Here is a 23,821-nt window from a genome sequence, read left to right on the forward strand (position 1 = left end):
AGGATTCATCATGGAAACAGTGCAACACACAACATGGCGGCAACGTTTAGAAGCCTATTATTATTTATGCCGCTTTGATAAACCGATTGGCACAGAGCTGGTCTTTTGGCCAACCATGTGGGCGCTATGGATTGCTGCTGGTGGTTTACCACCCTTGCAGATTCTCATTGCGATGGTCTTGGGCACTATTTTTATGCGTGCAGCAGGTTGTGCGATTAATGACTTTGCCGATCGCAAAGTCGATGCCCATGTAGAGCGTACCAAGACACGTCCATTGGCGACAGGTGTCATACGCCCACGCGAAGCGGTTTATGTTTTTTTGGGTTTGGTTGCTGCTAGTGCTTGTACCTTATTTTTTCTACCTATTGCGACCTTTTATTGCGCTTTGGCAGGGTTGGTGCTGGCGTTTATTTATCCCTTTATGAAACGCTATACTCACTTACCACAAGTGGTTTTGGGCATGGCATTTTCATGGGGAATTCCAATGTCTTTTACGGCAATGGGGAAACCCTTGGATTTAACCTGCTGGCTTTTATATTTCGGCAATTTGGCATGGACAGTGGCTTATGATACCCAATATGCAATTACTGATCGTGAATATGATTTGAAGATTGGCGTGAAATCGACAGCGATTTTATTTGGTCGTTACGATATCCAAATTATCGGTTTGTTACAGCTTTTAAGCCTGATCTTGATTGGTGGGGCTTTATATCTGGAAAATCTGTTACTCCCATTTGGGTTGGCTGCACTTTTGATTGTTGCAGGAGATTTTATCTATCAAGCGGTTAAAACCAAAGATCGTGACCCACAAATCTGTTTTTGGGCATTCCGTCACAATCGCTGGGTGGGACTGATTATTTTTATTGGAATTTTTTTAGAATTCATATTTTAAATTGACTGAATAGTTGAAAAGTGTCCTATGCAGGGCACTTTTTTTATGCCTTAATAATGTGGCATGTAGTTTCATGCTTAAAATAAAACAAGGACTAAAAGGATATTTTATGAAACGGTCTAAAATTGCATTAGCAATAACATTCTCTATTTCGGCATTATTTTTAACCGCATGTAATGACAATGATGATGATTATACTGGGGTAGATTCGAATAAAACCTATCTGTCTGAAACGACTTATTCTAAGGATAAAGTGGATAATGCCTCATCACTCAAGGTAATGACTTATAACATGGAGAATGTTCAAGGTCGCACTGCCAAAGCAACCGCACTGGTGATGTTCCCTAAAGTCGCTCAGCCTACTGATGGTTATCGAGTTGTGGTGTGGGAGCATGGTACGGTTGGGGTGGGTGATAGTTGTGCACCAAGTAATAATACTGTGAATCCTCGCTTTAAAATCCTCGCTGATACTTTATTGGCGGCGGGTTATGTGGTGATTGCGCCAGATTATGAAGGTTTGGGGACTCCTGGAATTCATCCATATCTAAACTTGAGTAGTGAAGCTAAATCTGCGATTGCAGCGGTAAAAGCAGCAAAAGATCATTATGGGGCGAAACTCAACGGACAATGGATGTCTATTGGTCAGTCTCAAGGTGGTCATGCTTCATTGGGTACTGCTGAATTTGCAAATAATGATGCAAATTATAAAGGTGCGGTTGCGGGCGCGCCTGCGTCTAGTCTTGGCTATATCATCTCTGTTGTTGCACCACAGGCAATTGCGAATATTCTTAAGCAAGAACAGGCTGGTCTTGCACCGGTAGGTACAGCAGTTGAAGTCTATGCAGAGCTGCTTGCTTATGCTGCATATACGACTGTGGGTATTACTGCTTATGATCCTAAATTTAATTATCGAGAAATTTTTCAGGAACGTTCTCGCTCAATTGCTGAATTCGCCGAAGGTACGACAGGTGAAAATGGCGTATGTTTAGATGATTTGCATAATAAGTTTGCAGCAGATATTCGTGACTTTATCAGCAAAGATACCACTAAAACTGTTTTGGACTATCCAGGCTTAGCGGGTAACTTCCAAGAAAATCCAACAGTGAAAAAATTCTTAACAGATAATCAACCTGCGACCAAGAAAATCAATACACCTGTCATGATTATTCAGGGGACATTAGATATGGCCGTGCCTTATCCTGTAACAGACTCCTTGCAAAAAGGATTGATTGCATTGGGTACTAAAGTAACTTTCTTGCCTGTTGTTGGGGCGAGTCATACTCAAGCAATTGTATGTAAGAATGCGGATGCTTATGGCTTTATCCAAGCCAATATGTCAGCAGGTACAGGTATCGTATTGACCGATGCGCAGAAAGATGCGAGTCAAAGCCCGCACTGTACGGGTAAATTCTAAGATTTCTTTGCTTATTTAGAAGAAATTTGCTTTTAAAAAAGAGCCTCTTTATAGAGGCTCTTTTTTGTTATATTGTTACGCATCTTAAAATTGATGCCGTTTGAGTTTGAAGTCGTTATGAGCCAGCAACCTGTTGAAAAAAGATCTGTTCCTTGGTTATTGATGGGGCTTGGATTATTAATTCCAATTTTTATTGTGGGTATGGCTTTTCTTGCGGCAAGAAGTGATGCGCAAACCAAGAAAAAATATGATCAGCAACATGCTGAAATTGCAAAAAAGTTTGAACAACAAAAACAAGCTGAACCAAGCACTCAGGCTGAGTAATTTATCTGAGAGCGATTTATTATCGAATATCCATCTGTAATTGTTTTACAGATGGAATTTGCGTATAGCGCTGTACCAAATAGCCTGCTTCTTGCAGCATCTGATCACGTTTTTTATCTTCTAATTCCTTACCGACATGGCTTGGGTCATCTAACTCAATAATCGCCAGTACATTCATCTCTTGATCTAAAACCACAAAGTCGGTCACTTTGCGATTAAATTTACTGCGGATCTTGTAATGATCACTGGTAATCAACGCACTAAAGGCAACTTGTGCAAGTACATGATGTTGAGGAAAGGCCTGTTGCAATCGTACAAACATTCGTGATTCGAATGAAGTAATGACGGGGCGAGCAAAGAACTTTTGCTTTGGAAAGAAAGGGCGTAGACAGCTAAACAGCAATATCGCTGTACTAACGAAGCCAATCGTTAGAAAAAAGAGGTGGTTCGATTCAAACATGTATTTATCAAAGAGCAAATAAAAAACCCACTCAATTAAGAGTGGGCTTTTTAGAATCTTGGCTCTCCCACCTGGGCTCGAACCAGGGACCTGCGGATTAACAGTCCGTCGCTCTACCGACTGAGCTATGGGAGAATCTGGAGCGAATTTTAGGGCTTAAATGCAAGTACGTCAAGCAAAATGAGTATAAATAATAATCGCTTAACTAAAATATTGAGTATTAGCGTGAAACTTGATTACATTGCGCTAATTCTGCTGAGCGCGCATTCCAAATTTCACCCGCTGAGTTTTTATAATAACTAATCTTGCCGATACGTAATACGAGGCTTTGACAGGAGTCTAAGGAGAGGGAATTGCCCCAAGGGCCAGACATGCTACATACACGACCATTACATTTCCAAACGACATTGGGCCCATTTTCAATGGGCACCGTTACGGTACCTTTATAAGTAGAACCTGCATACCAAGTGGTCTGGGCTGCCATTGCTGGACTGCATAGGAATATTAAACAGAATAGAAGTTTTTTCATTATGTGTTTTCCTTAACATCATCGTTAAGTTTTATCTTATAGTTAAAATAAGAGAGGAGGTTTAAATTTATACGATACTCAACATGAAATGAACAAAATAATCGTAGTGATCGTTTTAATTATATTTTACGCATTTAAAATAAAAAGCCCAGATCAATGATCTGGGCTTTTTAGAATCTTGGCTCTCCCACCTGGGCTCGAACCAGGGACCTGCGGATTAACAGTCCGTCGCTCTACCGACTGAGCTATGGGAGAATCTGAGTGCCATTATAGGCAGCTTTTAAAATTGGTCAAGATAAAAGTGTCATGTTTTCTTCATTTTTGTGTCGTATGCTTTTTATTTGCACAATTGCGAGAAAGTCGCAAAAATTACTTGAACTTTAAGCAGGCTATTGCTAGATTCAAATGAGAAAGAGCGTTTAGATATTGATCTAAACAGTGTGGATTTAACCCTACTTGCCAGCACTAAAATGGCTAAACCGGAGGTCGAAATGACTATTCTCAATATTCAATCTATTTTTTCAAATTTTTCTTTTTATCAAGAGCATTATCTCGAAATTATTCAAGACCCTGCGCAGTATTATGCGCCAGTGGAACACGCATTTATCAATACTTTTCCGTTTAAACAGCAAGCCTTGTATTTGGGTGATTTATTACAATTATGGTTTGGTAATAAATGGAAAATTCAAACGGCTAAAGATCTACTCACACAAAAAAATACATTGACTGTTGGTGAGCATACGCCTCTGTATTTATTCCAACTCGGTGGTGAATTATTTCTAGGTGCGAATACGGCTTTGGCTTGGTCTGTCGCAGAGCAAAAGGTTGTTTCAGTGCAAGTGAAAAGTATTTGGCAATATGCAGTATTTAGCCATTTATGCATTCGTCCAAAAAATTTTCAAAGCAATAAAGCCATCGCATAGGGCTATAAAGAAATAGCCCATGTGTTTTGATTTAGGCTTATGGGCGAATGACCATGCAGGTAGCCGTGGCATGGGCATAGAGTTTGCCATCAGCATCGACAATCTTGCCTTCAGAAATGCCGAGGTTCTTACTCATATTAATGATATTACCAATTGCAATCAGCTTTTGGTTTTTAGGAATAGGGCGGCACATTTTAATATTTAGATCAATGGTGCCATAACCGACACCAGCTTCTAACAATGTATGCACAGCGCAGCCTGTCACTGAGTCCAACACGGTGGCAGCAAAACCACCATGAACGCCGCCTAGCGGGTTAAGATGGCGCTGATCTGCTTGTACTTCAAATTTGATAAAGCCTTCCGCAACTTCAACAGGTTGCATTGGAATTGTTTCACTAATACTGGCTGCTGGAATGTGTCCTTCACACATTGCCGTTAAAAACTCAAGTCCATTCATTTCTTTCGGGTGTTTCATCTTTTTTCCTATATAGTTCTAAAAAGGAACTTGTATATAACGTAGTCTTTCCAATAGAAACTGTCAATACAGTTCATCGCTGAATCCTAAGTTTTACAAATTATTGATTGCAGCATGTTTGCTTTGTTTTATGCTAACCATAATTCATCAATAACAATTTTGAATAAAAGGTAAATTTATAATGAAAGGACAATGTGTTTGTGGTGAAACCACATTTGAAGTTGAATTAAGTAATCATGATGTACATGCCTGTCACTGCTCAATTTGTCGTCGACAGACCAGTGGCGTGATTATGACGATTGATGTGAAACAGGGCAGCTTAAAATTTTTAAAACAAGATCATCTCTCTGTTTATAACTCATCAGCTTGGGGTGAGCGAGGTTTTTGCAATGCTTGTGGTACCAATTTATTTTGGCGAACTAAAGATCAGAATTATTGCAATATCAACGCCTTTGCATTAAATGAATCACCACATGATTTAAACCTTGATTTGGAAATCTATATTGATTGCAAACCTGAGTTTTATGCTTTTCAAAATGTGACCAAGAAAATGACTGAAGCTGAGGTGGTCGCGCTATTTAGCGGAGAATCTTCAGAATAGGGTGAATCATTTTTTAATTTAAAAATAAAGATAAAAAAAGAAGCTTCATAGAGAAGCTTCTTTTTTATTGCGGCAAAAATTATTTTGCAGCTTTTTCTGCTTGGATAGATGCAATTGCGGCATCAACGCCTTCAATTGAATCGGCAGCTTTTTTAATACGCGCTAAAGCATCAACTAAAACTTCGTCAGCAGTTGCATAAGAGATACGCATAAATCCGCCTAAGCCAAACGCATCACCAGGAACAACAGCAACACCAGTTTCTTCCAGTAACCATTCAGAGAATTCTGTGCAAGATTTTAAACCTTTGGCACGAATTAATGGGCGAATGTTTGCATACGCATAGAACGCCCCATCAGCAGGTAAGCAAGAGATACCATTGATATCATTTAAACCATTCACAACTAAATCATGACGGCGTTTGAATGCTTCAATCATTGGCTGTAATACGTCTTGTGGGCCATTCAATGCTGCTTCAGCTGCAACTTGTGAAATCGAAGTTGGGTTCGAAGTCGATTGAGACTGGATTTTTTTCATTGCACCGATGATTTTAGCTGGACCAGCCGCATAACCAATACGCCAGCCTGTCATTGCATAGGCTTTAGAAACACCATTTAACACGATAGTGCGGTCATATAAGTCTGGTGCAACTGTCGCGATGTTGTAGAACTCATCTTCCCAGCGGATTGGCTCATACATATCATCAGAAGCAACGAACACTTGTGGATGACGACGTAACACTTCAGCCAACGCTTCGAGTTCTGCTTTGGTATAGATCATGCCTGTTGGGTTTGATGGGCTGTTCAATACCACTAAACGTGTGTTTGGTGTGATTGCTGCTTCTAATTGTTCAGGTGTAATTTTGAAACGCTGTTCTTCACCACATTTTACGATCACGGGTGTGCCTTCAGCAATGATCACCATATCTGGATAGCTGACCCAGAAAGGCGCAGGGATAATCACTTCATCGCCTTTATTTAACAAAGCAAGTGCCAAGTTAAAGAAGCTTTGTTTACCACCGCAAGACACCAAAATCTGGTTGGCTTGATAATCTAAATTATTATCGCGTTTGAGTTTTGCAATAATTGCTTTTTTTAAGCTTGGAGTGCCGTCTACTGCTGTATATTTGGTAAAGCCTTTATTAATCGCTTCAATTGCAGCATCTTTGATGTGTTGAGGGGTATCAAAGTCTGGTTCGCCTGCACCTAAACCAATCACGTTTTTACCAGCAGCTTTAAGCTCGGCAGCTTTGTTGGTGACTGCTAGTGTAGGGGACGGTTTGATGGCATTGACACGATCAGAGAGACGTACGTCCACGGCATTATTCCTTCTTATGGGATTAAAAAATAAAAAGCAGCTTATCTTAGCTTAAATCGACTTCTTTGTGGCTGAAACTTGCCTGAATCGCATAAAAAGTTACTAAATTTTAAGCATTAGAAGGATTCTGTTTTTTTACATATTTTATTTTTATAAAAATGGCAAAAATCTATTACAATATGCGGCTAGAAATCTAGATTTCGAGAGAATTCCAATGACTACCCAACAACCTAAAGCCAAAAAAGCTTTGGTGAAATTGCCTTTTCCAATGCCGTCTGCTCAGGATGATGCTGAGGATGCAACCCATAATCAGGTTCGTCCAAAACCTGAGCAATATGCCGATCGTACTTGGATGCCTCCACGCGGTACACGTCGTTCGATGGGTAAGCGTTAATAAAAAAGCCAATCTGTTGATTGGCTTTTTTTGATTAATGGCGGCGGTTTAAAGGATGCTGTATTTGTAACTCGCCGCGCCAAAGTTTGAGAAAATCATATTCATCAATATCATACAATTCCATTAATGCAATAATCACACTGACGAAGGTCATGGCACCTTCTGCATTGTTATGGAAATTGAAAATTTTGCCGTTTAATTTGCCTAAAATATCGTTAATCTCATGTTCTCGACCACGACCATAACGGTCACGTGGGTAGAGTTCTTCATTCAAAACAACCAAAGCAATGGCTTTTTCTGCGGGGCTTAAATTGGTTTGATCAAGTGCTTCTTCGAAGGACTCATAGCCATGATCGAAGTAGAAAATCACCTCATCTGAAATAAAGGCATGAACCGCATCAGCAGTTAAGTCTGGAAATTGGGAAACAGCATCTTCTTCAATATAAGGGCGAAATGATTCGGGGAAAATCACATTGGAATGAATCCCTTTGAATAAAGGGGCAATTTCAGACACTTTATAACCTGCAATCCCGCAACCCAAAGCGGTTAAAAAATATTTCATTTTGGGATGGTGCTTTGCATAGACTTTAAAGTCTTCTACATAATGCTCAATTTGAGCCAATGGCATTTGTTGTAGGTGTTCATTCAGTGTCGGGATCGCAAAAGTCTGCCCAGCCCATCCACGCCCAACGCCTTTGACTGCAGCAAAGTGTTGTGCTGCGACACGAGCTGCACCACTGTCATGGATACCTGCTAAATTACTGCCGAAAACAAAGACAGTATCTTCAGGGAGTTCGGTTACTATTGTTTCGTCATGGTATTGGTAAGCCATATTTTTATCATTGCAATAGAGTATAAGTTCATGTTGCAGTTGATTATGCAAAGGGTCAAGCGCTGTTTGTACTTTTCTTTTATATTTTATTTTGAAGCCCTGTTTCGTATCGACTGATTCATTTCAAGGCAGTTAAAATCCTAAAGTGTTTGTTTAGGTCATTAGATCGAACGAAATTTGATTACGTCCATTCTCTTTTGCTTGATAAAGTAAATCATCTGCGCGCTGCAATCCTTGTTCAATTTCATCAAAGCTATGTATTTGCGTGAGGCCATAACTGGCCGTCATTTTAATTTTATGGTTGGTAAATGTACTTTGTTCAAGCCGTATTTTGAGCTGTTTTGTTCGTGACAGTGCCTCAGTCGCATCTTTGGCAGAGATTAAGCAAATAAACTCTTCACCACCAAAACGTGCCATTAGATCATTTGGTTTTTTGTGCTGTAACATGACTCGGCTGACTTTTTGTAAGACCTGATCACCCACATAATGTCCCCATGTATCATTAATTGATTTAAAGTGATCAAGATCTAAGCAAACTAAGAAATAACAGTGATTGCCGAACGCGAGCTTTTCGCTTTTTTCGAAAAAACCTCGCCGATTCAGTAATTGTGTTAATGGGTCTTCTAGGCGCTCATTGTTGAGATGTTGTATGACATCCTTGACCGCGCCGCCACTGATGACGATTGCGAATAGAATATTTAAAATAATATTGACTGACATCCCCAATAACCACCATGTTGAAGAGGTGAGGATGATATGGTCTCGATCAATGCTATCTAAGAAGATAAAATTAATGATGGCACGACAAAAAGAATAGGAAACATTCAGCAGATAAAAAATCAAAATCCAGCGATTAAATGATTTGCTGCTAGGCAGAAATTTTAATACCGCAGGAATGCTAATAAAGCCAATCAATCCTAAGCTGGCGTTCAAAATAATCAACCTTAGCCATATCTGCGGATTCACATAGGAAAAGTAGGCCAGTGTAATAATGGCAAAGGTTGAGAGTGTTAAAGCGATGTAATGATTGAAAGACGTATTTAATTTAATGCTGATGGCATATGCGCCGAGCCAACTACCTAATAAATAAAGAATTGCAGTGAATGGGGCAGCAATCGTCAGTTGCGGGTTGCTCATTAAACATTGTATAAAAAGTGCTATGGAGGGAATCGCGTAAGCCAAACCAATCCATAATAAAAAAATCTCAGCTTTAAAAATTAAGCGACAAAATGTAAATGCTAAACCTATGAAAAATAGGCAGCTGGGAACGATTAATATAAAATATTGTGTATTAACTGAATTCACAAAAAAAAATAAAGTTCTTGATATTTTTGAAGCGCATAGATTAATGTGCTTTTGTATAAAAATTCAATCTTTTTAGTTGGAAATATAAAATTAGCCGTACTTTTTAAGTAAATAAATATGTGAATTTGAAAATAATCATTGAAATTTAAGCGTTACATCTAAAAACGTATTAAAGTCGCTAAAATAGATTGTAAATTCTATCCAATGACGTCATTAATAGCACATATTCAGCAAAGAGAAGTCTCGTGAGCGAAAACCAACCTTTTGAGTTAGTCACCAACTTTCAACCTGCGGGGGATCAACCGCAGGCGATTCAGAAATTGGTCAATGGTATTGATCAAGGTTTTCGTAATCAATTACTGCTTGGTGTAACAGGGTCAGGTAAGACCTATACCATGGCCAATGTGATTGCCCAAACGCAACGGCCAACCATTATTATGGCCCATAACAAGACACTTGCAGCGCAACTCTATGGAGAGTTTAAAGCCTTTTTCCCGAATAATGCGGTGGAGTATTTCGTCAGTTATTACGATTACTATCAGCCTGAGGCATACGTCCCATCTTCAGACACCTTTATTGAAAAAGATTCGGCGATCAACGATCACATTGACCAAATGCGTCTTTCGGCAACACGTGCTTTATTAGAACGTCGTGACGCCATTATTGTCGCTTCGGTTTCTGCAATTTATGGTTTAGGTGATCCAAATGCCTATATGCAAATGCTATTGCATATCGTGCAAGGTGATCGCGTCAGTCGTGATGAGATCATCCGCCGTTTGGTGGAAATGCAATATACCCGTAATGAACTGGAATTTTTACGAGGTACTTATCGCATTCGGGGAGAAATCATTGATATTTTCCCTGCTGAGTCGGATAAAGATGCGATTCGGGTGGAGTTGTTTGATGATGAGGTCGATTCGATTCGCTGGTTTGACCCACTGACAGGAAAGTTGGTGCGTAAAGTTCCTCGCGTGACCATTTATCCAAAAAGTCATTATGTGACCCCGAAAGATCATTTAACACGTGCGATTGATACCATCAAAGATGAGTTGAAAGATCAGCTTAAATTCTTCAAAGAGCATGACAAATTATTAGAGGCTCAGCGGATTGAACAGCGTACACGTTATGATTTAGAGATGATGCAACAGTTGGGTTATACCAATGGGATTGAAAACTACTCGCGCCATCTTTCTGGTCGAGGAGCAGGTGAAGCACCACCCACACTGTTTGATTATATCCCTGAAGATGCGTTGTTGATTATTGATGAGTCACATGTCACTGTTCCACAAATTGGTGCGATGTACAAAGGTGACCGTTCGCGTAAGGAAAACTTGGTCAATTATGGTTTCCGCTTGCCGAGTGCATTGGATAACCGTCCAATGAAATTTGAGGAGTGGGAGCGAATTGTTCCAACGACAGTCTTCGTTAGTGCAACACCTGCACATTATGAATTGGAAAAGTCAGAGCAAATTGTTGAACAGGTGGTTCGTCCAACAGGCTTGATTGATCCTGAAATTGAAGTCCGCCCAGTGCTGACCCAAGTGGATGATGTGCTTTCTGAAATCAATATTCGTAAACAGTTGAATGAACGTGTGCTGGTCACGACTTTAACCAAACGTATGGCTGAGGATTTAACTTCATATTTGAAAGAATATGGCGTTAAAGTCGCTTATCTGCATTCGGATATCGATACCGTTGAGCGTGTGAAAATTATTCACGAATTACGTACTGGTGTGCATGATGTATTGGTCGGGATTAACTTGCTGCGTGAAGGTCTGGATATGCCCGAAGTGTCATTGGTTGCAATCCTAGATGCGGATAAAGAAGGCTTCTTGCGTTCAGAGCGTTCATTGATTCAAACCATTGGTCGTGCGGCGCGTAATGTCAAAGGTAAAGCAATCTTATATGCCGATCGTATGACTGACTCGATGCGTAAAGCAATTGATGAAACAGACCGTCGTCGCAATAAACAAATTGAATTTAATGAATTACATGGGATTACCCCACGTAGTGCGGTACGCCAAGCAATCAAGGAAATCGATACAGGCGAAGTGCTAACTGATGATGAAATTGATGAAAAAGTGCTTGAGCAAGCGCAGGCGATCAGTGCGGATGAGCAACATTTGTTATCAGATCCAAAACTGTTTGCAAAGCATATTGGCAAACTGGAAAAGGAAATGTTAAAAGCCTCGAAAGAGCTCCAGTTTGAGCAGGCGGCAAGATTACGCGATGAGATTGTCCGTCTCAAAGCGCATATGTTGCAATCTTAATCTGGGAGAGAAATCCTCAAGAGGGATACATATCGCAACAGTTTTTGTTCACAAAGTAAGCTATTTTAAATTGCTAACTATATGACTATTGATAACAAATTACTGTTTTGAGGATTTCTCATGCCTTTTATTAAAAATTTCCCGAAAGCGAGTTGGCGCCTTGCAAAGATTGCGATTGGTGGGGCTGTCTTAACAGGATTGGCAGTTGGAACGATTGCTTATGCACAAGCAAAACCGTTGCCAACAGTAGATAAGGTCGAACTCGATAAATATTTGGGTGTATGGTATGAAGTGGCTCGAAAACCGATGTTTTTTGAGCGTAAGTGCGCCTATAACGTGACCGCAACTTATACCTTAAATGAAAATGGCAATATTGTTGTCGATAATAAATGCTATGACAGTGATGGAAATCTTCAGCAAAGTCTAGGTGAGGCATTTGTCGCCAATGCGCCCTTTAACAGTAAATTGCGTGTCAGTTTTTTACCCGAAGTGGTGCGTTGGGTACCTGTAATCCGTGGTGACTACTGGATTTTAAAACTCGATGCTGATTATCAAACTGTACTGGTGGGGGAGCCGCGTCGTAAATATTTATGGGTGCTTTCACGTATTCCAAATCCGAAAAAAGAAGTGATTAATGAATATTTAAATTATGCGAAATCATTAGGTTATGATATTGGTGATGTTATTTATCCTGAACATCATTAAATCAGCTATACTTGTTGAAAAACCATGCATGCATGGTTTTTTTTATTTTCTATAGTGGATAAATCACGTACTTTTTGAAATATTCTTCAAGTAGAGGCTGAAAATGATTAAAGGAATTGCTTATTCAATTTTGGCTTCTGTCACTTTTGGTGTTCTCTATTTTTATAGTCAATTCCTCGGTTCTTTGGATAGTGAGCAGACCTTTGGTTGGCGAATTATTGCTACCATTCCATTTCTGACTCTATTTATGTGGTTGAGTGGTGATTTATCCCTGATCAAAACCGTGTTTAAGCGGATTCTTGCCAATCCCAGCTTATTATTGCTTTTATTGACCACCTCGGTGCTCACTTCTGCTCAGCTCTGGCTATTTCTGTGGGCCCCCATGCATGGCAGAGGGTTGCAAGTTTCCCTGGGTTATTTTCTTTTACCTTTGGTTTTGGTGCTGGCTGGAAGTTTTTTATACGGAGAGAAACTTTCTAAGTTCCAATATGTCGCTGTATTGCTCGCCGTATTTGGGGTTGGGCATGAAATATGGCGTTTAGGCAGTATTGCTTGGGAAACTGCTTTTGTTGCATTGGGTTATGCTGTTTACTTTGTGTTGCGTAAAAAAATTCAAACTGATCACTTGGGTGGTTTTTGGTGGGATCTCATGTTGATTTTACCGATTGCGATTTTCTTTATTCAAACCGGCGAGATGTCATATCTCAAATTCTTGGAGCATCCAAGTCTCATTGTGGTGGTGATTGGTCTAGGGCTATTAAGTGCGATTGGTTTGGGGAGTTATATTCTTGCCAGCCGCTACTTGCCTTTGATTATTTTTGGTTTACTGGGCTATCTAGAGCCTGTTTTATTGGCATTGGTTTCTTTATTGATCGGTGAAAAAATCGGTGCAGATGAATGGCTGACTTATATCCCGATTTGGTTGGCTGTGTTGGTATTGGTGATTGAAGGGGCAGTGCATTTGTACCAACAGAGAAAGCGTAAGCAACATTTAGAATTGAACTTAAAACAGTATTCGCAACGTGTGAATCTAGACGATAAAGAACAAAAAAGCTGATTTGAGCACCAGAATGATCAGTAAAATTGTTATTGCTGTGAGCGAAACCAGCGCTATTATGATGATAGGAAAAGATTTTTACCAAAATTCACAAAAATAATTATAGGTATTTTATGAATTTATAGTCAATTAGGACAAAATCTTAGCCCGTTTAACAGCTTTTGATTCAATCTTGATGATAATTCTATTACAATAATGGCGTTTTAAAAATTCACGCCCAGTATATATAAATTAGAGGACGTAACTGTGAGCAAAGAAACAATCGTTGCCCTACACGCTGAACACCAAGGTCGTTGGAAAAACCGTGAAGAAATCGCGGAACGTATGATTACCTTAATCGGTCAATTATACCGTGAGAAAAATATTGTTGTTTCTGTTTATGGACGCTCTTTAATTAACCGTTCGGTTATTCAAATTCTTAAAACGCATCGTCGCACACGTATGCTTGATGTTGAACTTTCAGTGGTAAATACCTTCCCAATTTTGGAAGCGTTAATGAAAGTTGACAATATCGGTTCGGCTGAAGTTGATATCGGTAAACTTGCTGTTGAATATAAAAATCAAGGTGGTGATGTAGACGCTTTTGTTGCACAAGCGGTTGCTTCAATCAAAGGTAATGCTGCAACTGCTGCACCTAAAGATGTTGTCCTTTACGGTTTTGGTCGTATCGGTCGTATCTTGGCACGTTTAATCATCAGCCAATCAGGTTTAGGCCGTGGTTTAAGCTTAAAAGCAATTGTAGTCCGTAAATCTTCTGACGGTGACTTGGCGAAACGTGCTTCTTTATTACGTCGCGACTCGATTCACGGTACTTTCGACGGTACGATTTCTGTTGATGAAGAAAACGAAGCAATCATTGCAAATGGACAATTCATTAAAGTGATTTATGCATCAAGCCCAAGCGAAGTAGATTACACCGCTTATGGTATTGATAACGCACTTCTGATCGACAATACAGGTAAATGGCGTGATGCTGAAGGCTTAAGCCAACACTTGAAATGTGCTGGTATTGCACGTGTCGTCTTAACTGCACCAAGTAAAGGCGAAATGAAAAACGTTGTATTTGGTGTGAACAACGGTGATATCTTAGATGAAGACAAGATTATCTCTGCTGCAAGCTGTACAACTAACGCAATTACACCTGTGTTAAAAGTTTTAGACGACAAATACAAAGTATTAAATGGTCATGTTGAAACAGTTCACTCGTTCACAAACGACCAAAACTTAATTGATAACTACCATAAAGCAGACCGTCGTGGTCGTGCTGCAACATTGAACATGGTGATTACTGAAACTGGTGCTGCAAAAGCCGTTGCAAAAGCATTGCCAGGTCTTAAAGGCAAGTTAACAGGTAACTCGGTACGTGTACCGACTCCAAACGTTTCACTTGCAATCCTGAACTTGAATTTAGAGAAAGAAATTGATCGTGAAGAAGTGAACGAATACATTCGTCAAATCTCGATCAACTCGAAGTTACAAGGTCAAATCGGCTATACCAACTCCACTGAAGTTGTATCAAGCGACTTTATTGGTTCGCGTACAGCGGGTGTTTTTGATGCGCAAGCAACAATCGCTTCTGGTACACGTTTAACTGCTTATGTTTGGTACGATAACGAAGTGGGTTATAGCTGCCAAGTATTACGTATTGCTGAACAAATGTGTGGCGTGAGCTATGCGAAAGTTCCTGCTGAAACAAATGCATAATTTGTTCGCAAAGCGATAACAAAAAGCCCAGTTTCTAACTGGGCTTTTTTATTGACTGTACAGAATATATGCTGAATTAAACATAAAAATCGATAAGAATAGGGGAAAAGGGAAATAATTAATCGAAGGATAGATCATTGTTGCAGTTCAGACGTTTGTTCGTGGTATTTGCTTTAATTGTGGTTGCCAACTTGTGTGGTGTATACATCGCAATGTGGGTGTTTAAGCATTTTAATATTTATATTCCATTGAAGAATCAAGATGTCGCAATCGACTTGCAAGAACCGTTACAGGTTCGGGTCAAAGTTAAAGATGCGCTCAATGTGGATGTGAATGGACGTGTCGATGCCAAGATCCCAATTAATGAACAACTCAATGTTCCACTGACTCAAACACTGACGCCACGGGTTTATTTCGATAATGTTGTCCCGATCAGTACCACGATTCCTGTGAAAGAAACCATTAAGGTCAATCAAAGCCTACCGATTGATACCAAGGTTCAGGTTAAAATTCTGGGTAAAGATGTGACTTTGCCCTTAAAAGGTTCGATTCCATTGCAACTGGACGTGCCGATTGATATTCAAGTGCCTTTACAGCAAAAAGTCCATTTAAAGTTTGATGCGCCTGTGCGTACTGAACTCAAGGAAAACTTGAATATTCCGTTGAAAGCGCAACTGAATGCCAATATTCCAATTCAAGGCAATTTGAATGTTCCGATTACCTCTGAGCTCAATGCCTCGGTGGATGTTAAAAATACCTTACCTGTTAAAATTGCACAGGGAGAATTAAAAATTCCGCTCTCGACCATGTATTTGGATCGTGTCAAAGCACCACCTGTCGAAGTGCCAGCCGCTCAACATGATTTAAAAGCAGGTGAGTAATGGATATCACCAAATCGCTTAAAAGCTTATTGATCAGTTTTGTGATCGTGACCACTTTGGTGGCGATTTTATTTTGGTTCTATTTGAATATTCAGGCGTCTTTGATTGTTTCCGCCCAGCAAGCGGATATTCGTTTGCCTGAGTCTTTAGGAACTAAGATTCAAGTCGGTGATCATTTAAGAGTGAAATCGGAAGGTCAGCTCAATACGGTTTTGAATATTGATCGAACCTTGCACTTGCCATTAAAAGGGAAGTATTTGGCCGATCTGAGTTTTGAGGTAGAAACACCAATTACCGTGGATATTAACTACGAAACCATGTTGAAAGTTGATGAAGTGGTACCGATTGAAACCAGTACAGATTTGATTTATCAAAATAAATTATTACCTAAGTTTCCTTTGAGCCTGGATATTCCTGTCAAATTGGATATTCCATTTCAATTGAAACGCACCTATACCGTTCCTGTGAAAATTGTGTTTGATGGGCCGGTTTATTTTGCTTTTGATGAGTCAGTTGATTTACCTGTGAAGCATCAATTTAAGCCAAGCTTTTATATGAATGATGCGATTAATATGAGCAATATTTCTTCTTTCGATGCGATCATGTATAACTCGGTACAGCAAACCAAAGCCAATTTGGATATGCAGATGGAATTACCGTTGAAGAATGTCAGGCCATAGACGCTATATTGTTAATCATTTTTTATCATTTAAAAGAGACAAATAAAATGAAAAAATCTTTTGGGGCTTTGTTAATCAGTTTGGTTGTGGTTCCAACTTATGCAAAAGCAGCGGTATATGATTTGAAGCTATTTATGCAGGATCGTTATGAAAAAGATTGTGCTATCCGTGATGATTATGATCTATATGAATTTCCTAGCGTTGCTAAAGTGATAAAGCCTTATGTTATTAAAAATAAATTTGTTGAGGAGCGAGCTTACGTCAGCAATACCTTTTTCTTAAAGAATGTTGAGTATCTTGGTGTTCCAGTGAAGAAAATTGAGTTTTCTTATGGAAATATGGCGAAGCAAATGAATCAAACACTTTACTTTGATTTATCGACGTTTAAAGCGCAAAAGAACTTTGCCAAGCTCAAATTTAATTTTCAGCAAAACAAAGAATATGCTGGACTCGATGTTGAGAAAAAAGGGACTTTAGTCTCAGTGCATTGTTATTGGCCAGACGTTAATTTTGCGATGAATTAAGTTCTCACTGTCTTTTGTAAGTATTAAAAATAGTAAAAATACATATTGAACAAAGAATAAGTTTAAAAAAATCAATTTGCTGATTTTTCTATTCGAGAATTTTCTTAAAATGTGGCAAAATAGTCCGCTTTTAAGAATTTGAGGATTGGCACATGCGCTTTGTTGATGAAGCAGTCATTATCGTAGAGGCTGGCGACGGTGGCAATGGCGTAGCCAGTTTTCGCCGTGAAAAATTTGTCCCTTTTGGTGGTCCAGATGGCGGAGATGGGGGACGTGGCGGAAGTATTTACATCCAAGCAGATGATGATACCAGCACACTTGTAGATTACCGTTATACACGTCGTTATCGTGCAGAACGCGGTAAAAATGGTTCGGGTGCGAATTGTTCTGGCCGTGGCGGTGAAGACGTTATTTTAAAAGTACCTGTTGGTACAACCATTGTTGATACTGAATCTGGCGACATCATTGGTGACTTGATTGCTGATGGTCAGCGTGTAAAAGTTGCCCATGGTGGTGATGGTGGTTTAGGAAATACTCACTTTAAATCATCAACCAACCGTTCGCCACGTAAGTGTACGCATGGGATTAAAGGTGAATACCGCGAAGTTCGTTTAGAGTTGAAAGTATTGGCAGATGTCGGCTTACTGGGTATGCCGAATGCGGGTAAATCAACATTTATTCGTGCAGTCAGCGCGGCAAAACCAAAAGTTGCTGATTATCCGTTTACCACGATGGTTCCAAACCTTGGTGTGGTCGATGCGGATCGTCATCGTTCATTTGTGATGGCAGATATTCCAGGATTGATCGAAGGTGCTGCTGAAGGTGCTGGTCTAGGGATTCGCTTCCTGAAGCATTTGGCGCGTACCCGTATCCTGTTGCATATTGTGGATGTTCAACCAATTGACGGTTCAGATCCTGCACACAATGCACGCGCAATTTTAGGTGAATTAGAGAAGTTCTCTCCAACACTGGCAAAACTTCCAGTGGTATTGGTGTTGAACAAACTTGACCAATTGCCTGAAGAGTCTAAAGAAGAATGGTGTCAGCACATTCTTGATGAATTGCAGTGGAAGGGTCCTGTATTTAAGACATCTGGTTTGATGTCAGAAGGAACCAAAGATGTTGTGTATTACTTAATGGATCAGATCGAGCAGCAACGTGAGCGTGAACTTGAAGATCCTGAATATGCAGCAGAAGTGAAAGCATTCCGTGAGCAGCTTGAAGCTGAAACACGTGAACAAACCATCGCAGCAAAAGAAGCCTATCGTGCCCTGCGTAAAGCTCAGCGTGAAGCAGGCTTGGACGATGATGAGGACTTTGATGATGATGAGGATGAAGGCGATGTAGAAAGTATCTACATTCGTGACTAGTAAACCGAGGGAAAAATGATAGAAGTGGTCGATGGGCAACGTCAGCTCAATGCGTGTAAACGAATCGTTGTTAAAATCGGATCATCTTTACTGACTGCAAATGGGCAAGGTTTAGATTTAAATGCAATTTCGCATTGGGCGAAACAAATTGCAGATCTACACAATGCTGGACATGAGATTATTCTCGTGTCTTCAGGTGCAGTGGCAGAAGGGATGGTACGTATGAAACTTGCGAGTCGACCCACTGATCTACCCAGTTTGCAAGCTTGTGCTGCCATTGGTCAAATGGGCTTGATCCATACTTGGTCTAGCGTATTGGATCAACATGGTATTCAAACGGCACAAGTGTTACTTACACATGATGATCTTGCTGATCGTCGTCGTTATCTCAACTCTTGTGATGCTTTGCAAAACCTGATTGATTGGCATGTCATTCCTGTCATCAATGAAAATGACACCGTATCAACTGATGAAATTCGCTTTGGTGATAATGATACTTTGGCGGCGATGGTTGCAGGACAAGTACAAGCGGAATTATTGATTATTCTGACAGACCAACAAGGCATGTTTGACTCAGATCCACGTAGCAATCCAAATGCTAAATTGTTCTCTGCTGTTCGTGCATTGGATGATAGTCTGTTTGAAATGGCAGGCGGTGGCGGTGTGCTAGGTCGTGGTGGCATGGTCACCAAAGTCCGTGCAGCACGTCTTGCAGCACGATCAGGTTGTCCAACTTTGATTGCCAGTGGTGAAAGCGACAACGTGTTGGCACGCTTAATGGCGGGTGAGATGTTGGGTACCTTATTCACCACTGACAATGACCGTGTGACTGCACATCAGCAATGGCTGGCTGCGCATTTGCAAACTGCGGGTCGTTTGGTGATTGATGATGGTGCGGTTGAAGCGATTAAGCTGAAACATCGTAGTCTGTTACCCGTTGGCGTTAAAGCAATTGAAGGGCATTTTGATCGTGGTGATGTGGTTGAATGCGTCGATAAAAACGGTGGTCGTATTGCCGTGGGGCGTGTGAACTTTAGTTCACGTTCAGCCGAAATGATTAAAGGTTTGTCATCAGAAAAAGTCTATCAGGTACTGGGTGAAGCACGTTCGCTAGAAATGATTCATCGAGATCATATGGCCATTTATTAATATTGCTATAATCTCATGGCATTAAAAAAGACCTCAAATATTTGAGGTCTTTTTTTGTGATGCAACGAAGGATTTTATTTTTGTTGGATGGATTGACCTATACGTGCCAATAAGATGACTGGAATGAGTCCAACCACTACAATCAATAAAGCGGCAATTGCACCATCTTCATAAGTTCCTCTGGATGCTTCTGCATAGAGTTGTGTGGCCAGTGTCTCCAGATTCAGTGGTCGAAGTAAGAGAGTTGCGGGTAACTCCTTCATACAATCGACAAAGATCAGTAATGCAGCAGAAATCATTGCAGGGCGTAATAAAGGTAAATGTACTCGCCATAGTGTTGCGGATCGGTTGTGCCCCAAGTTTTTTGCTGCATCATCAAAAACAGGATGGATACGATTGTATCCGGACTCAATGCCACCAATCGCAATCGCGAGAAAGCGTACACAATAGGCATAAATTAAAGTAAAAGTAGTGCCTAGAAATAATAATCCGGTATGGATACCCAGTTGAAACTCAAGAAAGTCTGCAACAGCATGGTCAATTGCACCCAGAGAAAGCATCAATCCAATGGCTAAGACGGTTCCAGGAATGGCATAACCTAAGCTGGAAATACGGCTGAACCATGTGTTCTGATTAAAACGTGCGGCACTGACAATCAAAAAAGCGATGAGAACTGTAATGAAGGTTGCAATACTTGCCAAGCTTAAAGTGTTGATTGAAGCTTGTAATAATTCAGGAGAAAAGCCTGCATATTGTAGGCGTTTATACGATTCAGCGACTAAATAACTGGTTGGAATGAGAAAACCAATAGCAACGGGAATAAAACCAAGTCCAAACAAAAGCAATGCCTTTATACCAGTGATCGGTTGAGCAGGCATGAGTTTGCTGCGTTGTGCTGAATTCATATAGCGCTGTTTACGGCGCCCAAACCGTTCAATAATCACCAAGAATGTAATAATCATGAGCATAAAAATGGCAATTTGAGCGGCGCTGGCTAAATCGGACTGATTGGTCCATGTGGAATAAATGGATAAGGTCAGCGTTTTTACACCCAAAAACTCAGTTGCACCAATATCATTAATGGTCTCCATTAGCGCTAAACTGGCACCTACCGCAATGGCTGGTCGAGCCAGTGGAATGGCGACGCGAGTGAAAACTTGATTCGGTTTGAGGCCAAGACTACGTGCTACTTCAATCAAACTGGCAGATTGCATGAGAAACATGGCACGGGTACTTAAATAAACGTAGGGATACAGGACAAAGCTTAATAAGAAAATACATCCCCATACGGTACGAATATTGGGAAACCAATCAGGTTGTCTATCCCATCCGAACCAAGTGCCGAGCGTACTTTGTATCGGGCCAATGGGATGTAACAGGTCAATATAGCTATAGGCAATGATATAGGTGGGGACAGCCAATGGTAGTAATAGCGCCCAATTTAAAAAAGCACGTCCTCTAAACTGATAAGCCGTGACCAGCCATGCACTTCCTGTTCCAATCAAGATCGTGAGTAGACCTACCCCCAATAATAATAAAGTGGTATCCAGTAATGTAGGAGGCAGTACATATCGAATCAAATGCTCCCAAATCTCACTATTGCCTTGTAATGCGGACCAAATCAGCGCCAATATAGGTAAGCAGGCAAGTATCGTGAAAAGTCCACTGAGCGAAAATAATGATGGGAATACAGATTTATTACTTATCATCAAGAGTGTCAATTTACAGAATATGAAGCTGAGTGAAGCAAGGTGGCAAGTCAATGCCGCCTTGCTGATGCGATTTAATGATTAAATTGTACTTTATCGACCAAAAGATTAGCTGTTTTACGGTATCGAGCGATATCACTCAAGCGTATTGTATCGACATTCAATTTACCAAAGCTGGCAATTACAGGGTCTATTTTGACTCCAGGTTTAACTGGATATTCGAAGCCACTTTGTGCGTAGATGGCTTGTGCGTGGTCAGAAGCTAAGAACTCAAGTAACTGGATCGCTTGTTGAGCATTCGGTGCATTCTTGGCGACAGCCGCACCAGAGACATTGACATGGGTTCCGCCATTGCTAAAACGAGGGAGAACGACGTTGATGGCATTGCCCCAGCGTTGCTGTTCAACATCATTTCCTGTACGCATACGACCCACATAGTAAGTGTTTGCAACACCAATATCACAGATTTTACCCAAGATATCGCGTGCCACGTCACGATCACCACCACTGGCTGGTCGTGCCAAATTGGCTTTGACCCCACGTAGCCATTGTTCAGTGGCTTTTTCGCCATGATGCGCAATATAAGCCGCAATTAGGCTGGTGTTATAGACATGACTGCCAGAACGAATACAGATTTTACCTTTCCATTTCGGGTTGGCCAGTTCTTCATAATTGATTGCAGTCAATGGAGCGCGTTCTTTTGATGCATAGACCGCACGAGCCCGCATGGATAGGGCATACCAATGTCCATTGGCAGCACGTAAATTACCTGGAATAGCTTGATTTAAAATTTTTGACTGAATGGGTTGGGTCACACCGCCTTCGACTAAATCGACTAGATTACCAAAATCAACGGTGAGTAGAACATCTGCAGGAGAGCGACGGCCTTCGGCTTTTACACGCTCAAGTAAACCATCTTTGATAAAAACCGTATTGACCTTAACACCTGTCTTGCTACTAAATTCTTGTAGCAGAGGTTGAATCAAGGCAGGTTCGCGGGTGGTGTACAGATTGACTTGGGCGGCATGTACCCAACCGCTACCGAGTGCTAGTAGACCTGTTAAAACGAGATGATGCTTAAACCGTAACTTCATTTTGTCTCACTCATATTTAGGATATTGAATAGCAAGCTGCTGATCTAGCAAATTAAGGCTTAAATGCTAAGAGGCATAGTAAAAACATGTATTTAAATCAACAGAAACATAGACATTTTCTTGTTCTGAAAAATGTTGTAGGTGATCAACCTGAGCAATTAAGGTAACTGCTTCAGTATTCAGTTGTAAATGTAATTGCTGCATATGTCCCATAAAGGTAGTTGAAATGACTTTTGCTGCTAAAAAGCCTTCAGATTGCTGATGCTGAATGCGTAGTTGATGCGGTCGAAAATAGCAGTGAATGGACTGCTGAGTTTGGCTTAAGTGCTGCGGGAGTTTGATAGAACCAAATAATGTGCTCAGTTGCTGATTATTTTGCTGAGTGGGTATTTCATTAAGAGTCGAAAAATAACGGGCAGCGAATTGTGTTTCAGGTTGTAAATAAAGTTGTTTTGGGCTGCCAATTTGAATGATTTTGCCTTCATGCATCAAAATAATCTGATCTGCAATTTGCAAGGCTTCTTCTGGATCATGGGTGACAATAACAGTGGTGGTGGCGGTTTTTTTTAACAGGCTGATCGTGTTTTTGCGGATTTGGTCTCGTAGACGATGATCTAGATTTGAAAATGGCTCATCCATTAATAAAACATGCGGTTTAGGTGCGAGCGCACGTGCCAATGCGACACGTTGCTGTTCTCCACCAGACAAGGTGTATGGATAGCTCTGTGCATGATGATGCATCGAGACATGTGTTAAAGCTTGTTCGGCAATCTCTTGTTGTTGCGATTTCGGGAATTTACCTAAGCCAAACATGACATTTTCCAGCACACTCAGATGTGGGAACAGCGCATAGTCCTGAAAGACTAAGCCGATATTTCGCTGTTCAGCTGCAATGTGTTGTTGGCTATCCCAAAGCGTATCTTTTTCAAGCTGAATGGAACCTGAACTCGGTGTTTCTAAGCCAGCAATGAGGCGCAGCATGGTGGTTTTTCCGCAGCCCGAATGCCCAAGTAAGCAAATGATCTGACCGCTTGTGGCAGACCAAGTTGCTTGATCAACTGCAAATCGGTTGCCGAATTTTTTGCTCAGTTGTTGAATGGTTAAAATATTGGCCTGAGGTGCAGCAGAAGCGGTCATGGTCAATTCACAACATTGTTAAAATCGTTAAATATTAATTTAATAATAGCTTAATAAATTTGCTTGTATAGTCTTTT

At 40.6% G+C, this 23,821-nt stretch carries 24 protein-coding genes and 2 tRNA genes; 15 read left to right on the forward strand and 11 right to left on the reverse strand.

Annotated features, from left to right (window positions below):
- Positions 1-10 precede the first annotated feature (10 nt).
- From ubiA to V6E90_RS17025, 3 genes are all read left to right on the forward strand, one after another.
- Positions 11-892 (forward strand): 4-hydroxybenzoate octaprenyltransferase, encoded by an 882-nt coding sequence (gene ubiA, locus V6E90_RS17015; protein WP_016540492.1) that lies wholly within the window; start codon positions 11-13, stop codon positions 890-892.
- 109 nt (positions 893-1,001) lie between these two features.
- The gene (locus tag V6E90_RS17020; protein WP_023270188.1) at positions 1,002-2,306 is read left to right on the forward strand and encodes an alpha/beta hydrolase family protein; all 1,305 of its coding nucleotides are present in this window, start codon (positions 1,002-1,004) and stop codon (positions 2,304-2,306) included.
- 117 nt (positions 2,307-2,423) lie between these two features.
- Entirely contained in the window at positions 2,424-2,630 is a 207-nt protein-coding gene (locus V6E90_RS17025) for a hypothetical protein (RefSeq protein WP_016540494.1), read from the forward strand.
- Between the two features lie 19 nt (positions 2,631-2,649).
- Here the strand turns inward: V6E90_RS17025 and V6E90_RS17030 are convergent, their stop codons facing one another.
- From V6E90_RS17030 to V6E90_RS17045, 4 genes are all read right to left on the reverse strand, one after another.
- Positions 2,650-3,090, reverse strand: coding sequence for a DUF2726 domain-containing protein (locus V6E90_RS17030; RefSeq protein WP_332606013.1), 441 nt, complete (start codon positions 3,088-3,090; stop codon positions 2,650-2,652).
- Positions 3,091-3,149: 59 nt separating this feature from the next.
- A tRNA-Asn gene (locus V6E90_RS17035) sits at positions 3,150-3,225 on the reverse strand.
- An 85-nt stretch (positions 3,226-3,310) separates the two neighbouring features.
- Positions 3,311-3,619, reverse strand: coding sequence for a hypothetical protein (locus V6E90_RS17040; RefSeq protein WP_278492656.1), 309 nt, complete (start codon positions 3,617-3,619; stop codon positions 3,311-3,313).
- A 179-nt stretch (positions 3,620-3,798) separates the two neighbouring features.
- A tRNA-Asn gene (locus tag V6E90_RS17045) sits at positions 3,799-3,874 on the reverse strand.
- Between the two features lie 236 nt (positions 3,875-4,110).
- Here V6E90_RS17045 and V6E90_RS17050 point away from each other — a divergent pair.
- Positions 4,111-4,542: a hypothetical protein gene (locus V6E90_RS17050; RefSeq protein ID WP_065343069.1), complete on the forward strand. Its 432-nt coding sequence runs from the start codon at positions 4,111-4,113 to the stop codon at positions 4,540-4,542.
- A gap of 37 nt (positions 4,543-4,579) precedes the next feature.
- Here the strand turns inward: V6E90_RS17050 and V6E90_RS17055 are convergent, their stop codons facing one another.
- Positions 4,580-5,017, reverse strand: coding sequence for a PaaI family thioesterase (locus tag V6E90_RS17055; RefSeq protein WP_016540498.1), 438 nt, complete (start codon positions 5,015-5,017; stop codon positions 4,580-4,582).
- A 181-nt stretch (positions 5,018-5,198) separates the two neighbouring features.
- On the opposite strand from V6E90_RS17055, the gene V6E90_RS17060 reads away from it, so the two are divergent.
- On the forward strand, positions 5,199-5,618 hold the full coding sequence (locus tag V6E90_RS17060) for a GFA family protein (RefSeq protein WP_016540499.1): 420 nt from the start codon (positions 5,199-5,201) through the stop codon (positions 5,616-5,618).
- A 79-nt stretch (positions 5,619-5,697) separates the two neighbouring features.
- On the opposite strand, the gene V6E90_RS17065 is transcribed toward V6E90_RS17060, so the two are convergent.
- On the reverse strand, positions 5,698-6,933 hold the full coding sequence (locus tag V6E90_RS17065; protein WP_004652675.1) for a pyridoxal phosphate-dependent aminotransferase: 1,236 nt from the start codon (positions 6,931-6,933) through the stop codon (positions 5,698-5,700).
- A gap of 214 nt (positions 6,934-7,147) precedes the next feature.
- Here V6E90_RS17065 and V6E90_RS17070 point away from each other — a divergent pair, with 214 nt between their 5' ends.
- Complete coding sequence (locus V6E90_RS17070) at positions 7,148-7,327, forward strand: hypothetical protein (RefSeq protein ID WP_016540500.1); 180 nt, start codon at positions 7,148-7,150, stop codon at positions 7,325-7,327.
- A gap of 34 nt (positions 7,328-7,361) precedes the next feature.
- Here the strand turns inward: V6E90_RS17070 and V6E90_RS17075 are convergent, their stop codons facing one another.
- Complete coding sequence (locus V6E90_RS17075; protein WP_065343024.1) at positions 7,362-8,159, reverse strand: A1S_2505 family phage non-structural protein; 798 nt, start codon at positions 8,157-8,159, stop codon at positions 7,362-7,364.
- 153 nt (positions 8,160-8,312) lie between these two features.
- Entirely contained in the window at positions 8,313-9,296 is a 984-nt protein-coding gene (locus tag V6E90_RS17080; RefSeq protein ID WP_332606014.1) for a GGDEF domain-containing protein, read from the reverse strand.
- Positions 9,297-9,709: 413 nt separating this feature from the next.
- Between V6E90_RS17080 and uvrB the strand changes: the two genes are divergently transcribed.
- The 9 genes from uvrB to proB all read left to right on the forward strand — a co-directional run bounded on the left by uvrB (position 9,710) and on the right by proB (position 19,804).
- The gene (gene uvrB, locus V6E90_RS17085) at positions 9,710-11,734 is read left to right on the forward strand and encodes an excinuclease ABC subunit UvrB (protein ID WP_023270183.1); all 2,025 of its coding nucleotides are present in this window, start codon (positions 9,710-9,712) and stop codon (positions 11,732-11,734) included.
- A 120-nt stretch (positions 11,735-11,854) separates the two neighbouring features.
- The gene (locus V6E90_RS17090; RefSeq protein ID WP_016540504.1) at positions 11,855-12,439 is read left to right on the forward strand and encodes a lipocalin family protein; all 585 of its coding nucleotides are present in this window, start codon (positions 11,855-11,857) and stop codon (positions 12,437-12,439) included.
- 103 nt (positions 12,440-12,542) lie between these two features.
- Entirely contained in the window at positions 12,543-13,496 is a 954-nt protein-coding gene (gene rarD, locus V6E90_RS17095; RefSeq protein ID WP_332606015.1) for an EamA family transporter RarD, read from the forward strand.
- A gap of 246 nt (positions 13,497-13,742) precedes the next feature.
- On the forward strand, positions 13,743-15,200 hold the full coding sequence (locus V6E90_RS17100; protein WP_005243229.1) for a glyceraldehyde-3-phosphate dehydrogenase: 1,458 nt from the start codon (positions 13,743-13,745) through the stop codon (positions 15,198-15,200).
- A gap of 137 nt (positions 15,201-15,337) precedes the next feature.
- Positions 15,338-16,081 carry a hypothetical protein gene (locus V6E90_RS17105; protein WP_016660381.1) on the forward strand — a complete coding sequence of 248 codons (744 nt, stop codon included), beginning with the start codon at positions 15,338-15,340 and terminating at the stop codon, positions 16,079-16,081.
- Complete coding sequence (locus V6E90_RS17110) at positions 16,081-16,761, forward strand: hypothetical protein (RefSeq protein ID WP_016540508.1); 681 nt, start codon at positions 16,081-16,083, stop codon at positions 16,759-16,761. The genes V6E90_RS17105 and V6E90_RS17110 overlap by 1 nt, the downstream gene beginning before the upstream one ends.
- 47 nt (positions 16,762-16,808) lie before the next feature.
- Positions 16,809-17,285 carry a hypothetical protein gene (locus V6E90_RS17115; protein WP_332606016.1) on the forward strand — a complete coding sequence of 159 codons (477 nt, stop codon included), beginning with the start codon at positions 16,809-16,811 and terminating at the stop codon, positions 17,283-17,285.
- Between the two features lie 152 nt (positions 17,286-17,437).
- Complete coding sequence (gene cgtA / locus V6E90_RS17120; protein ID WP_016540510.1) at positions 17,438-18,655, forward strand: Obg family GTPase CgtA; 1,218 nt, start codon at positions 17,438-17,440, stop codon at positions 18,653-18,655.
- A gap of 15 nt (positions 18,656-18,670) precedes the next feature.
- Positions 18,671-19,804: a glutamate 5-kinase gene (proB, locus tag V6E90_RS17125; RefSeq protein WP_016540511.1), complete on the forward strand. Its 1,134-nt coding sequence runs from the start codon at positions 18,671-18,673 to the stop codon at positions 19,802-19,804.
- Between the two features lie 74 nt (positions 19,805-19,878).
- On the opposite strand, the gene V6E90_RS17130 is transcribed toward proB, so the two are convergent.
- The 3 genes from V6E90_RS17130 to V6E90_RS17140 form a co-directional block, all read right to left on the reverse strand.
- Positions 19,879-21,513, reverse strand: coding sequence for an ABC transporter permease (locus V6E90_RS17130; protein ID WP_332606017.1), 1,635 nt, complete (start codon positions 21,511-21,513; stop codon positions 19,879-19,881).
- A gap of 74 nt (positions 21,514-21,587) precedes the next feature.
- Positions 21,588-22,607, reverse strand: a complete 1,020-nt coding sequence (locus V6E90_RS17135; protein WP_332606018.1) for a Fe(3+) ABC transporter substrate-binding protein — start codon at positions 22,605-22,607, stop codon at positions 21,588-21,590.
- Between the two features lie 66 nt (positions 22,608-22,673).
- A complete protein-coding gene (locus tag V6E90_RS17140) occupies positions 22,674-23,744 on the reverse strand; it encodes an ABC transporter ATP-binding protein (protein WP_016540514.1) in 1,071 nt (356 codons plus the stop codon).
- Between the last annotated feature and the right edge of the window lie 77 nt (positions 23,745-23,821).

This window comes from Acinetobacter sp. ESBL14 (assembly GCF_036668815.1).
In the GTDB taxonomy this organism is placed as follows: Bacteria; Pseudomonadota; Gammaproteobacteria; order Pseudomonadales; family Moraxellaceae; genus Acinetobacter; species Acinetobacter gyllenbergii.

Coding starts and splice junctions, on each gene's coding strand:
- V6E90_RS17020 (WP_023270188.1), top strand. CDS start 1,002: ATGAAACGGTCTAAAATTGCATTAGCAATAACATTCTCTATTTCGGCA.
- cgtA (WP_016540510.1), top strand. CDS start 17,438: ATGCGCTTTGTTGATGAAGCAGTCATTATCGTAGAGGCTGGCGACGGT.
- V6E90_RS17140 (WP_016540514.1), bottom strand. CDS start 23,744: ATGACCGCTTCTGCTGCACCTCAGGCCAATATTTTAACCATTCAACAA.
- V6E90_RS17115 (WP_332606016.1), top strand. CDS start 16,809: ATGAAAAAATCTTTTGGGGCTTTGTTAATCAGTTTGGTTGTGGTTCCA.
- proB (WP_016540511.1), top strand. CDS start 18,671: ATGATAGAAGTGGTCGATGGGCAACGTCAGCTCAATGCGTGTAAACGA.
- V6E90_RS17070 (WP_016540500.1), top strand. CDS start 7,148: ATGACTACCCAACAACCTAAAGCCAAAAAAGCTTTGGTGAAATTGCCT.
- V6E90_RS17090 (WP_016540504.1), top strand. CDS start 11,855: ATGCCTTTTATTAAAAATTTCCCGAAAGCGAGTTGGCGCCTTGCAAAG.
- V6E90_RS17080 (WP_332606014.1), bottom strand. CDS start 9,296: ATGAGCAACCCGCAACTGACGATTGCTGCCCCATTCACTGCAATTCTT.
- V6E90_RS17040 (WP_278492656.1), bottom strand. CDS start 3,619: ATGAAAAAACTTCTATTCTGTTTAATATTCCTATGCAGTCCAGCAATG.
- V6E90_RS17030 (WP_332606013.1), bottom strand. CDS start 3,090: ATGTTTGAATCGAACCACCTCTTTTTTCTAACGATTGGCTTCGTTAGT.
- V6E90_RS17130 (WP_332606017.1), bottom strand. CDS start 21,513: ATGATAAGTAATAAATCTGTATTCCCATCATTATTTTCGCTCAGTGGA.
- V6E90_RS17135 (WP_332606018.1), bottom strand. CDS start 22,607: ATGAAGTTACGGTTTAAGCATCATCTCGTTTTAACAGGTCTACTAGCA.
- V6E90_RS17055 (WP_016540498.1), bottom strand. CDS start 5,017: ATGAAACACCCGAAAGAAATGAATGGACTTGAGTTTTTAACGGCAATG.
- V6E90_RS17110 (WP_016540508.1), top strand. CDS start 16,081: ATGGATATCACCAAATCGCTTAAAAGCTTATTGATCAGTTTTGTGATC.
- ubiA (WP_016540492.1), top strand. CDS start 11: ATGGAAACAGTGCAACACACAACATGGCGGCAACGTTTAGAAGCCTAT.
- rarD (WP_332606015.1), top strand. CDS start 12,543: ATGATTAAAGGAATTGCTTATTCAATTTTGGCTTCTGTCACTTTTGGT.
- V6E90_RS17025 (WP_016540494.1), top strand. CDS start 2,424: ATGAGCCAGCAACCTGTTGAAAAAAGATCTGTTCCTTGGTTATTGATG.
- V6E90_RS17060 (WP_016540499.1), top strand. CDS start 5,199: ATGAAAGGACAATGTGTTTGTGGTGAAACCACATTTGAAGTTGAATTA.
- V6E90_RS17050 (WP_065343069.1), top strand. CDS start 4,111: ATGACTATTCTCAATATTCAATCTATTTTTTCAAATTTTTCTTTTTAT.
- V6E90_RS17075 (WP_065343024.1), bottom strand. CDS start 8,159: ATGGCTTACCAATACCATGACGAAACAATAGTAACCGAACTCCCTGAA.